General features: G+C 67.9%; 8 protein-coding genes and 1 riboswitch. All 8 genes read left to right on the top strand.

Features of this window, described 5'->3' with window-relative positions:
* Positions 1 to 82: 82 nt before the first annotated feature.
* A complete protein-coding gene (locus LRS11_RS19430) occupies positions 83 to 1,240 on the top strand; it encodes a two-component system response regulator (protein WP_260494489.1) in 1,158 nt (385 codons plus the stop codon).
* Positions 1,241 to 1,286: 46 nt separating this feature from the next.
* Positions 1,287 to 5,693: a response regulator gene (locus LRS11_RS19425; RefSeq protein ID WP_260494488.1), complete on the top strand. Its 4,407-nt coding sequence runs from the start codon at positions 1,287 to 1,289 to the stop codon at positions 5,691 to 5,693.
* Positions 5,694 to 5,874: 181 nt separating this feature from the next.
* Positions 5,875 to 6,093, top strand: a riboswitch (cobalamin riboswitch).
* A gap of 146 nt (positions 6,094 to 6,239) precedes the next feature.
* Complete coding sequence (gene cobO, locus LRS11_RS19420; protein ID WP_260494487.1) at positions 6,240 to 6,851, top strand: cob(I)yrinic acid a,c-diamide adenosyltransferase; 612 nt, start codon at positions 6,240 to 6,242, stop codon at positions 6,849 to 6,851.
* A gap of 178 nt (positions 6,852 to 7,029) precedes the next feature.
* Positions 7,030 to 8,322 (top strand): cobyrinate a,c-diamide synthase, encoded by a 1,293-nt coding sequence (locus LRS11_RS19415; RefSeq protein WP_260494486.1) that lies wholly within the window; start codon positions 7,030 to 7,032, stop codon positions 8,320 to 8,322.
* The gene (gene bluB, locus LRS11_RS19410; protein ID WP_260494485.1) at positions 8,319 to 8,969 is read left to right on the top strand and encodes a 5,6-dimethylbenzimidazole synthase; all 651 of its coding nucleotides are present in this window, start codon (positions 8,319 to 8,321) and stop codon (positions 8,967 to 8,969) included. Before LRS11_RS19415 ends, bluB begins: the two co-directional genes overlap by 4 nt.
* A complete protein-coding gene (gene cbiB, locus LRS11_RS19405; RefSeq protein WP_260494484.1) occupies positions 8,966 to 9,874 on the top strand; it encodes an adenosylcobinamide-phosphate synthase CbiB in 909 nt (302 codons plus the stop codon). Before bluB ends, cbiB begins: the two co-directional genes overlap by 4 nt.
* A complete protein-coding gene (gene cobD, locus LRS11_RS19400) occupies positions 9,867 to 10,850 on the top strand; it encodes a threonine-phosphate decarboxylase CobD (RefSeq protein WP_260494483.1) in 984 nt (327 codons plus the stop codon). Before cbiB ends, cobD begins: the two co-directional genes overlap by 8 nt.
* Positions 10,847 to 12,301 carry a cobyric acid synthase gene (locus LRS11_RS19395; RefSeq protein WP_260494482.1) on the top strand — a complete coding sequence of 485 codons (1,455 nt, stop codon included), beginning with the start codon at positions 10,847 to 10,849 and terminating at the stop codon, positions 12,299 to 12,301. The genes cobD and LRS11_RS19395 overlap by 4 nt, the downstream gene beginning before the upstream one ends.
* Positions 12,302 to 12,474 lie beyond the last annotated feature (173 nt).

Below are 12,474 nucleotides of genomic sequence, written 5' to 3'. Positions count from 1 at the left end.
CGGCTCCGGCAAACCCTAGCTAAGCTTCCTTGGGGCTATGCCGCCCTGGCAATGCTTCCATCTGGCAAGGGAGTTGCTCGCCATGAGTGTCGAACAAGAAGTCTACCGGCCTGCCACCGTCCTGGTGGTCGACGATACGCCGGACAACCTGATGCTGATGACCGACCTGCTCAAGGATCGCTACCGGGTCAAGGCCGCCAATAGCGGCGAGAAGGCCCTGCGGGTGCTGCAGGGCGACCCGCTGCCGGACCTGATCCTGCTCGACATCATGATGCCCGGGCTGTCCGGCTATGAGGTGGCCGAGCAGCTCAAGCAGGACCCGCGCACCCGCCATATCCCGATCATCTTCCTCACTGCCATGTCCGCAACCGAGGATGAGATCCACGGCCTGGAGCTGGGTGCGGTCGACTACATCACCAAGCCGATTAGTCCACCGCTGGTCCTGGCGCGGGTGGAGACCCAGCTCAAGCTCAAGGCCGCGGCGGACTTCCTGCGCGATCAGAACGACTTTCTGGAGCAGGAAGTCCAGCGCCGCACCCGCGAGGTGGTCGCCATTCAGGATGTCACCATCCAGGCCATGGCCTCGCTGGCGGAGACCCGTGACAACGAGACCGGCAACCATATCCGTCGTACCCAGCACTACATGAAGGTGCTGGCCGAGCACCTGCGCGAGCACCCGCGTTTCCGCCACTTCCTCAGCGCCGAGACGATCCAGCTGCTGTTCAAGTCGGCGCCGCTGCACGATATCGGCAAGATCGGCATCCCTGACGCGATCCTGCTCAAGCCCGGCCGCTTCACCGCGGAAGAGTTCGAGATCATGAAGACCCATACCACCCTGGGTCGCGATGCCATCCAGCATGCCGAGGATCAGCTGGGCATCCGCGTGGACTTCCTCAGCCTGGCCAAGGAAATCGCCTACGGCCATCAGGAGAAGTGGGACGGCAGCGGCTACCCCGAGGGGCTGGCCGCCGACGATATTCCCATCAGCGCCCGGCTGATGGCGGTGGCGGATGTCTACGACGCGCTGATCAGCCGGCGCGTGTACAAGGCGGGGATGCCCCACGAACAGGCCGTCGAGATCATTCGCCAGGGCCGCGGCTCGCACTTCGATCCGGATATCTGCGACGCCTTCCTGGCCTGCGTCGAGCAGTTCCGCGCCGTCGCCGAACGGTTTGCCGACAACGACCAGGACCTGGCCAAACAAAGGGCGGCGCTTGAGCGCATGGAGCAAAAGTCCTGAGCAGCGCGTTGCGGCCTTTCATTGTTGTGTCTACTGGGAATCTGCCATGAGCCGATTGCTCGCCCTGCTTGAGCGTCTGTCGCTGCTGCACAAACTGGTCCTCGGCTTCTCTGCGCTGCTGGTGCTGGTGCTGGCGCTCGGGGTGCAGAGTCTGCGTACCCAAGCGTCGCTGAAACACGACATGCAGAAGCTCTACCGCGAAGAGCTGATCGGCATCGCCCACCTGCACGAGGCGCGGGTGCAACTGCCGCATATGGTGCAGGCGCTGCAGCGAGTGGTAAGCACCAGCAACGCAGGGGTCCGCAGCGAGGCCCGGCAACAGCTGCTGGAGGCCCAGCAACGGCTGCATCAGGCGTTGGCCCAGGTCCGCCCGACCCTCAAGCGCAGCGATAACCTGGGCCGTCTCACCGAGTTCGAGCTGCTGCTGGAACGCCTGCGCAACGATGCCGAGCAGGCCGTGCAACTGGCTGGCGAGGGGCGCCTGGGCCAGGCCCAGCAGCTGCTCGACAGCGATGAGTTCCAGCATCTGGATCAGCAGGCCGACGCCTTGCTCAATGCCATCGCCGAGGTCAAGGAAACCTCCATCCGCGACACCACCACGCAGATTGCCGCGTTCGCCGAGCACAGCACCACGCTCACCTATACGCTCCTGTTCGGTGGACTGACACTGGCGCTGGCGCTGGCATGGCTGGTCAGCCAGTCGATCCGCAATCCGCTCAATCGGGTGCGTTTCGCCGTCGATCAGCTGGCCGCCGGGCAGCTGGATCAGCCGATTCCGCATACCGAACTGCGCAACGAGACCGGCGACCTGGCCCGCGCCATCGCCCAGTTGCAGACCGAGTCCCAGCAGCTGGAGCGGCAACGCTGGATCAGGGCGCAGATCGGCCAGCTGCAGGTCGAGCTGCAGCAGACGGAGACGCCCGAGGAGCTGGCGCAGGTGTTCCTGCAGCATATGGCGCGCCTGCTCGGCATCTGCCAGGGATTGCTCTACAGCGTGCACGAGGGGGCGACCACTCTGCAGCTGATGGGCGGCTATGCCATCGACCCCGAGCGGCCGCCGGAGGCCGAGGTGGCGCTCGGCGCGGGCCTGCTCGGGCAGTGCGCGGTCGACCGCCAGGCGCGCCAGTTGCAGGGGCTGCCGGAGCAGTTCTGGCGGCTGCGCTCGCAACTGGGCGAAGCCCCGGCCAGTTACCTGTTGCTGCAGCCGGTGCAGCGCGGCGAGCGCCTGCTCGGCGTGCTCGAACTGGCCGGGCTGCAACCCTTGGCCGAGCGCGAGGCCCTGCTGTTTCAGGAGGCGCTGCCGCGGTTGGCTGCGGCCATGGCCATCCTCGAGCGCAATCAGGCGGTTCAGGCCCTGCTGACGGAGACGCGTCGCCAAGCCGATGAGATGGAGGCCCAGGCGCAGCAGCTGGAACAGCAGGCCGAGGAGCTGGAGGCCCAGCAAAACGCACTGCGCGCCACCGAGGCCTGGTTCCGCGGGATCATCGAAGCGGCGCCGGACGGCATGCTGGTGATCGGTGCCGACGGACGCATCCTGCTGAGCAACCCGCAACTGGATCAGCTGTTCGGTTACGGTGCTGGTGAGCTGGGTGGCGAACCCATCGAACGCCTGGTGCCAGCGGCAATTCGCGAGCGCCATGTGGGTTTGCGCAACGACTTCATCGCCCACGGCAGCACCCGGCAGATGGGCGCCAACCTGGATGACCTGCAGGGGGTGCGCAAGGACGGCAGCCTATTCTCGGTGGAAATCGGCCTGTCGCGTTTGCCGGCTCTGGAGGGGTACGGCGTCTGCGTCTGTGCCTCGGTGCGTGATGTGAGTGAGCGCAGGGCGATGGAGGCCAAGCTGCGCACGGCCAGCGAACGCCTCAATCTGGCGCAGGAAGCAGGCGACATCGGCCTGTTCGACGTTGATCTGGTCTCCGGCCGCGACTATTGGACGCCGCAGCTGGAAAAGATGTTCGGCCTCGAGCCGGGCGGCTTCGGGGGCACTCTGGAGCACTGGAAAGCGCTGCTGCATCCCGATGACGCCGCGCATGCCAGTGGCATGTTCGAGCATGCGATCGACAGCGGTCTCGATCGCCAGGAGATCGATTTTCGCATCGTGCGGCAAAGCGATGGTGCGGTGCGCACCTTCAAATCGCTGAGCCGCTTCATTCGCTCCCCCGACGGCAAGCCGCTGCGCGCCACCGGGGTGAATATCGATGTCACGGCGCTGAGCGAGGCCCGTGCGGTGGCCGAGGAGGCGACGCGGGCCAAGAGCGATTTCCTCGCCAACATGAGCCACGAGATCCGTACGCCGATGAACGCCATCATCGGCATGAGCTACCTGGCGCTGCGCACCGAGCTGGACAACAAACAGCGCAACTACATCGAGAAAGTGCATCGCTCGGCGGAGAACCTGCTGGGGATCATCAACGACATCCTCGACTTCTCCAAGATCGAGGCCGGCAAGATGGAACTCGAGCGCATTCCCTTCTACCTGGAGGACGTGCTCGACAATTTCGCCAGCATGATCGGCCTGAAGGCCGAGGACAAAGGCCTGGAGCTGCTGTTCAACGTCGCGGCCGAGCTGCCGACCGCGCTGGTTGGCGATCCGCTGCGCCTGGGCCAGGTGCTGATCAACCTCGGCAACAACGCGGCCAAGTTCACCGAGCAGGGCGAGATAGTGGTGGGCGTGGAGCGCGAGGGTGGCGACGCGGAGCAGATACAGCTGCACTTCTGGGTGCACGACAGCGGTATTGGCATGAGCGCCGAGCAGTGCGGACGGCTGTTCCAGTCCTTCAGTCAGGCCGACAGCTCGACCACCCGCAAGTACGGCGGCACTGGCCTGGGCCTGGCCATTTCCAAGCACCTGGTGGAACTGATGGGCGGGCGCATCTGGGTCGAGAGCGAACCTGGGCGCGGCTCCACCTTCCACTTCCAGGTGTGTCTCGGCGTGCAGCGCGACACCCAGCCGCGGCGTATGTTTACCGCCGATGAGTTGCTGGGCACCCGCGTGCTGGTGGTCGACGACAACGCCAGTGCGCGTGAGATTCTCTCCGGCATGGCGCGCAGCTTCGGCGTCGAGGTCGACGTGGCGGACAGCGGCGACTCGGCACTGAGCATGCTGGTCGAGGCCGAGCGCAAGGCGCTGCCCTACGACCTGGTGCTGATGGACTGGCGCATGCCGAACATGGATGGCGTGGAGACGGTGCGGCAGATGCATGCCGTCAGCCTGGCGCACACGCCGTCGGTGATCATGGTCACCGCCTTCGGCCGCGAGGAGGCTCAGGAGGAGGCTGGCAAGCATGGTCTGCAGCTGCCGGTGGTGCTGACCAAGCCGGTGACCCCGTCGACCCTGCTGGAAGCGATCGGCAACATGCTCGGCAAGACCTCGCAGATTGATACCCGTGCCACTGCGCGCTCCGATCAGAGCGCCAGCGCCATGGCCAGTCTGCAGGGGGCGCGGTTGTTGCTGGTGGAGGACAACGAGCTGAACCGGGAGCTGGCCCGCGAGCTGCTGGAGAGCGCCGGCGTCGAGCTGTGCCTGGCCGAACATGGTCAGCAGGCGCTCGATCGGCTGGCCGAGGATGCCGATTTCGATGGCGTGCTGATGGATTGCCAGATGCCGGTGATGGACGGCTACACCGCCACCCGCAAGATTCGCGAGCAGCCGCAGCTGGCCAAGCTGCCGGTGATCGCCATGACCGCCAACGCCATGGCCGGGGACCGCGAGCGAACCCTGGCCTGCGGGATGAACGACCATATCTCCAAGCCGCTCAACGTCGAGAACATGTTCGCCACCCTGGCCAAGTGGATCCATCCCAAGCCCGGGCGTGTTGCCCAGGCGGCCCGGCACTTGCCAGCCAGCGTGGCACCAGGGGCGGGCCTGCCCGAGAGTCTGCCCGGTATCGACCTGGCAGCCGGCCTGGCCACCAGCATGGGCAAGGTTGATCTCTACCTGCGCCTGCTGCGCAAGTTCCGCTCCAGCCAGGGCGATTTCCGCGCCGAGTTCCTCGCCGCCCGCGCGGACAGCGATGCCTCGGCGGCGGCGCGCCTGGCCCATAGCCTGCGCGGCAGCGCGGGGAATATCGGTGCCCGCGGCCTGGCGCAGGCCGCCACGGCGCTGGAGCTGGCCTGCAAGGAGGGGGCGGCGGAGGCGGTTCTGGAGCCGCTGGTGGCCGAGGTCGAACGGCAGTTGCAGCCGCTGCTGGCAGGCCTGGTGGGGCTGGTCGAGGTGGAACAGGGCGGCGCAGCGGCACCGGCACTCACGCTTGGCGCCGAGCTGCAGGCGTCGCTGGACAAGCTCAGGCGCCTGCTGGGCGAGAGCGACACTGCGGCGCAGGAGGCCCTGTACGAACTGCAGGGCCTGGCCCTCGATCCGCTGCTGGCCGAGCGTCTGCGTCAGGTGGGACAGCAGGTCGAGAGCTTCGACTTCGACCGGGCCCTGGAGTTGTTGCAGGGCCTGTCCTAGGCCATGCGATTTTCCCCCTCTCCCGTTTACGGGAGAGGGTGAGTAGTCCCACTTCCTCTTCTCAGCCTTTCGGCTGGCCTCCATGCAATCCTCTCCCACAAGTGGTAGAGGGGAGTATCCGAGATCCGCGACAGGGTCTTCGGGGCCGCGCTCGGCGTTGACGCGCCCCGGCCCAGCCTCTACCCTGCCGCCAGCATCAGGTGCCCCGGTCGCGACGCGTCCACGGGGTGAAACAGGGAAGCCGGTTCATTCAGTCGAACAGTCCGGCGCTGCCCCCGCAACGGTAGGTGAGTCAACGGTCGCATCCAGCCACTGTGTCATTCGACATGGGAAGGCGCGACCGGGAGTCTGTAGATTCCGCTCACAAGCCCGGAGACCGGCCTGTAGCGATCCACGGCATTGCGGCGGGCTTTGCGGGTGGGTGGGTCCGTGCGGCCTGCCCGCGTCTTGTCCTGCTGCTGCCCCTATTCTGCTTCTGCACCGTGCCTGACGAGGGTCGCGGTGCTGCTGCTTTGCCGCGCCGCAGCCGGTCGCGAGGAGTTGTAGATGAGCGAGTCCGCCGCGCGCGACGAACGCCACAAGGCACGCATGCAGCGCAAGAAAGCGCTGATCGACGAAAAGATCGCCCAGGCCCAGAACGAATACGGCCTGCTGCTGGTGCACAGCGGCAACGGCAAGGGCAAGAGCAGCTCGGCCTTCGGCATGGTCGCTCGCGCCCTCGGCCACGGCATCAAGGTCGGCGTGGTGCAGTTCATCAAGGGCGCCGCCAGCACCGGCGAGGAAAGCTTCTTCCGCCGCTTCCCCGAGGAAGTCAGCTACCACGTGATGGGCGAGGGCTTCACCTGGGAAACCCAGGACCGCCAGCGCGACATCGACAAGGCCGGCGCGGCCTGGGCGGTGGCAAGGCAACTGCTGAATGACCCGCAGGTCGGCCTGGTGGTACTCGACGAGCTGAATATCGCCCTCAAGCACGGCTACCTGGAGCTGGACGCGGTGCTCGCCGACATCGAGGCGCGCCCGCTACTGCAACATGTGGTGGTGACCGGCCGCGGCGCCTTGCCGGGGATGCTCGACGCAGCGGACACCGTCACCGAGATGAGCCTGGTCAAGCATGCCTTCAAGGCCGGGGTGAAGGCGCAGAAGGGGATCGAGTTTTGAGCCCTGTTTACCCTGGCCCGGATGCAATCCGGGAAGCCGCCCACCCCGGATTGCATCCGGGCTACTCGATCCGCCTGCATGCAGTCGTCGTCCATAAATGGGCGAGGGCAGCGGCGCACGCAAATCTATCCCTTAACGCCCCCTCTCCCGCTTGCGGGAGAGGGCCGGGGAGAGGGCAATGACTGCACGCAGCTGCCCGGCCCTGCTGATCGCCGCCCCGGCCTCCGGCCAGGGCAAGACCACCGTCACCGCCGCCCTGGCGCGCCTGCATACGCGGGCCGGCAAGCGTGTGCGGGTGTTCAAGTGCGGACCGGATTTCCTCGACCCGATGATCCTCGCCCGTGCCTCGGGCCAGGCGGTGTACCAGCTCGACCTGTGGATGGTCGGCGAGGACGAATGCCGGCGCCTGCTCTGGGAGGCGGCGGGGGAGGCCGACCTGATCCTCATCGAAGGGGTGATGGGCCTGTTCGACGGCAGCCCCTCGGCCGCCGACCTGGCGCGGCGCTTCCAGGTGCCGGTACTCGGGGTGATCGATGGCAGCGCCATGGCGCAGACCTTCGGCGCCCTGGCCTATGGCCTGGCCAACTTCCAGCACAATCTGCCGTTCGCCGGGGTGCTGGCCAACCGCACCGGCAGCGCACGGCATGGCGAGATCCTGCGCGACAGCCTGCCGCCGGCAATCCGCTGGTACGGCGCTTTGCCGCGCAGCGCCGCGCTGGAGCTGCCCAGCCGCCACCTGGGCCTGGTCCAGGCCGAGGAGCTGGCCGACCTGGATGCGCGCCTGGATGCGGCGGCCGATGCGCTGCTGGCCAGCGCCGGCGATGCCCTGCCGGACCCGGTGCGCTTCGCCGCGCAGGTTGACCAGTCGCTCGAGCCACTGCTGGCCGGCGTGCGCATCGGCGTGGCCCGCGATACCGCATTCGCCTTCCTCTACCAGGCCAACCTCGACCTGCTGCGCCGGCTTGGCGCCGAGTTGTGCTTCTTCTCGCCGCTGCGCGAGCGCCAGTTGCCCGAGGTGGACAGCCTCTACCTGCCCGGCGGCTACCCGGAGCTGCACCTGCAGCAACTGGCGCAGAACCTGGCCATGCGCGAGGCGATCCATGTGCATCAGGCCGCTGGCAAGCCGATCCTCGCCGAGTGCGGCGGCATGCTCTACCTGCTCGACCGCCTGACCGACAAGGTCGGCCACAGCGCCGAACTGCTCGGCCTGCTGCCCGGCCACGCGCAGATGCAGCCGCGCATGGCCGCCCTCGGTCTGCAGCAAGTAGAGCTGCCGGAAGGCCTGCTGCGCGGCCACACCTACCACCATTCGCAGCTCGACTCGCCCGTCGAGCCGCTGGCACGTGGCAGCAGCCCGAACCAGCGCCCGGCCAGCGAGGCGGTCTATCGCCTGGGTCGGCTGACCGCCTCCTATATCCACTTCTACCTGCCGTCCAACCCGCAGGCCGCCGCCGGGCTGCTGTTGCCATGACCGAGCATGCCTTCAGTCCTGCAGAGCGTGCCGCGGTCTACCGGGCGATTGCCGAGCGCCGCGACATGCGCCACTTCGCCGGCGGCACGGTGGCCCCGGAGCTGCTCGCGCGCCTGCTCGAAGCGGCGCACCAGGCGCCCAGCGTCGGCCTGATGCAGCCCTGGCGCTTTATCCGCATCACCCGCCCGGCGCTGCGCGAAGCCATCCATGCCCAGGTCGAGGCCGAGCGGGTGCGCACCGCCGAGGCCCTGGGCGAGCGCAGTGACGAATTCATGCGGCTCAAGGTCGAGGGTATCCGCGATTGCGCCGAGCTGCTGGTGGTGGCGCTGATGGATGAGCGCGAGAAACACATCTTTGGCCGCCGCACCCTGCCGGAAATGGATCTGGCCTCCCTGGCCTGCGCCATCCAGAACCTCTGGCTGGCTTCGCGCGCCGAAGGCCTGGGTCTGGGCTGGGTGTCGCTGTTCGAGCCGCAGGCGCTGGCCGAGCTGCTGCACATGCCGGTCGGCAGCAAGCCGCTGGCTATTCTCTGCCTGGGCCCGGTGACCGCCTTCTACCGCGAACCGATGCTGGTCCAGGAAGGTTGGGCCACACCGCGACCGCTGCAGGAGCTGCTGTTCACCGACAGCTGGGGGCAACAGGAATGAGCCTGCTGCTGGCCACCCTGGCTGGAGTGACCCTGGATGGCCTGCTCGGCGAACCCAAACGCTGGCACCCGTTGGTGGCCTTTGGCGGCCTGGCGCAGCGCATCGAACGGCGCCTCAACAGCGGTGGTCATGGCTGGCGCAGTCACGGCGTCACCGGCTGGTGCCTGGCGGTATTGCCGCTGACCCTGCTCAGCCTGCTGCTGGCGCGCCTGCCCTATCTCGGCTGGCTGGTGGAGGTGCTGGCCCTGTACGCCGCCCTCGGCCTGCGCAGCCTCGGCGAGCACGCGCTGCCGGTGGCCCAGGCCCTGCGCCTGGGCGATCTGCCCGAGGCACGCCAGCGCGTCGGCTATATGGTCAGCCGGCAGACCGCCGAACTGGACAGCGAAGGCGTGGCCCGCGCCGGCACCGAGTCGGTACTGGAGAACGGCTCGGACGCGGTGTTCGCCGCGCTGTTCTGGTTCCTCGTCGCCGGTGCGCCGGGTGTGGTGCTCTATCGCCTGAGCAACACCCTGGACGCCATGTGGGGCTACCGCAACCCGCGTTTCGAACGCTTCGGCTGGGCCGCGGCGAAGATCGACGATGGCCTCAACTACCTCCCCGCGCGCCTGGTGGCGCTGACCTATGCGCTGCTCGGCAAGACCGCCCTGGCCCTGCGCTGCTGGCAGCAGCAAGCGCCGCAGTGGGACAGCCCGAATGCCGGGCCGGTGATGGCCGCCGGTGCCGGCGCCCTCGGCGTGAGCCTGGGCGGTGCGGCGACCTATCATGGCGAGCTGCATGTGCGCACCGTGCTGGGTGCGGGGCCGCAGGCGCGGGCGCGGGATATCGAACGGGCGCTCAATCTGGTCAATGGCGGCGTGCTGCTGTGGCTGGCGCTGTTACTGATCGGGAGTCTTTACCTTGCTTGAACACGGTGGCCGCCTGCGTGCGGCGGCGCAGCGCTATGGCATCGTCCTGGCCGACTGGCTGGATCTGTCCACCGGCATCGCGCCCTATGGCTGGCCGTTGCCGGCGATTCCGGCGACGGCCTGGAGTCGTCTGCCCGAGCCTGACGATGGCCTGGAAGCGGCGGCGCGTGACTACTACGGCGTGCCTGCCTTGCTGCCGGTGGCCGGTTCCCAGGCGGCGATCCAGGCCCTGCCGCAGTTGCGCCGGCCGGGGCGGGTAGGGATCGTTTCGCCGACCTACGCCGAACATGCCGAGGCCTGGCGCCGCGAGGGCCATCAGGTCACCGAGCTCGGCGAAGGCGCGGTGGGCCGCGCCCTGGAACGCCTCGATGTGCTGCTGCTGATCAACCCCAACAACCCGACCGGGCGGCTGCTCGCGCCGCAGCAGCTGCTCGACTGGCACGCCCGCCTGGCCGAGCGCGGCGGCTGGCTGGTGGTGGACGAGGCGTTCATCGACTGCACGCCCGAGCACAGCCTGGCGGCCTTCAGCCAGTTGCCGGGGCTGATCGTGCTGCGCTCGTTCGGCAAGTTCTTCGGCCTGGCTGGCATCCGTCTGGGTTTCGTCCTGGCCGAACCGACCCTGCTGGAGCGCCTGGACGAGCGCCTCGGCCCCTGGACCATCAGCGGCCCGACGCGGGCGGTCGCCACCGCCATCCTGCAGGACAGCGCCGGCCAGCAGGCCCAGCGCGAGCGCCTGCAGGCCGACGGTCTGCGCCTGGCCGTGCTGCTCAGCGCCCATGGCCTGGCGCCGGCGGGTGGCACCGCGCTGTTCCAGCTGGTCGCGCAGCAGCAGGCAGTCGGCCTGCATGGCTATTTCGCCCGGCGTGGCATTCTCGTACGTCTGTTTGCCGAGACCCGCTGCCTGCGCTTCGGCCTGCCCGCCGACGAGGCCGGCTGGCAACGGCTGGAGCAGGCCCTGCAGGAGATGCCGCGATGAGCGCCACCTTGATGGTGCAGGGCACCACCTCCGATGCCGGCAAGAGCACCCTGGTGACGGCCCTGTGCCGCTGGCTCAAGCGCCAGGGCGTCGCGGTAGTGCCGTTCAAACCACAGAACATGGCGCTCAACTCGGCGGTCACCAGCGACGGCGGCGAGATCGGCCGCGCCCAGGCGGTGCAGGCCCAGGCCGCCGGCCTGGCGCCGCACACCGATATGAACCCGGTGTTGCTCAAGCCCAACAGCGACACCGGCGCCCAGGTGATCATCCACGGTCGCGCCATCGGCAACATGCACGCGGTGGCCTACCACGACTACAAGCAGACCGCGCGCGCCGCCGTGCTCGAATCCCACCAACGCCTCAGTGCGCAGTACCCGGTGGTGATGGTCGAGGGCGCCGGCTCGCCGGCGGAGATCAACCTGCGCGCCGGCGATATCGCCAACATGGGCTTCGCCGAGGCGGTGGATTGCCCGGTGATCCTGATCGCCGATATCGACAAGGGCGGCGTGTTCGCCCATCTGGTCGGCACCTTGGCACTGCTTTCCGAGAGCGAGCAGGCGCGGGTGCAGGGCTTCGTGATCAACCGCTTCCGTGGCGACCTCAGCCTGCTGCAACCGGGCCTGGACTGGCTGGAGCAGCGCACCGGCAAGCCGGTGCTCGGCGTGTTGCCGTACCTGATGGACTTTCATCTGGAAGCCGAAGACGCGATCGCCACGCGCCAGGTGACCCAGGCCGGGCAATCGCTCAAGGTCGTGGTGCCGGTGCTGCCGCGCATCAGCAACCACACCGATTTCGATCCGCTGCGCCTGCACCCGCAGGTCGACCTGCAGTTCATCGGCCCGGGCCAGGCCATCCCGCCGGCCGACCTGATCATCCTGCCCGGCTCGAAAAGCGTGCGCGCCGACTTGGCCTTCCTGCGTGAGCAGGGCTGGCCGGCGGCCATCGACAAGCATCTGCGCTACGGCGGCAAGCTGCTCGGCATCTGCGGCGGCCTGCAGATGCTCGGCACGCAGATCGACGATCCCCACGGCCTGGAAGGCGCGCCCGGCAGTAGCGCCGGCCTTGGCCTGCTGGACTTCGCCACCGTGCTGGAGGCGGAGAAGCAGCTGCGCAATGTGCAGGGCCGGCTGTGCCTGGAACAGGCGGCGGTGAGCGGCTACGAGATCCATGCTGGAGTCAGCACGGGTGCCGGACTGAATGGCGCGGTGCAACTCGACGACGGTCGGCTGGACGGTGGCATGAGCGCCGATGGCCAGGTGCTCGGCACCTACCTGCACGGGCTGTTCGAATCGAGCGAGGCCTGTGGCGCGCTGCTGCGCTGGGCCGGCCTGCATGACGTGCAGACGGTGGACTACCATGCCCTGCGCGAACGCGACATCGAGCGCCTGGCCGATCTGGTCGAGGCGCATCTGGATACCGCCCGGCTGCGTGAATTGTGTGGGATGGGTTGACCAGTACAAAGAGTGTGTAGAACAGCTGCGAACTGCTTTGGCCCCCTCTCCCGTTTACGGGAGAGGGTTGGGGAGAGGGTGTGTTAGTCAACTCCCTCTCCCCCGGCCCCTCTCCCACAAGTGGGAGAGGGGAGTTTTCGAGAGACGAAATAGTCTCCAGTGCGCCATGGCCA

It is taken from the genome of Pseudomonas sp. J452 (assembly GCF_024666525.1).
Classification (GTDB): domain Bacteria; phylum Pseudomonadota; class Gammaproteobacteria; order Pseudomonadales; family Pseudomonadaceae; genus Aquipseudomonas.
This window is presented reverse-complemented; position numbering and strand designations above follow the sequence as displayed.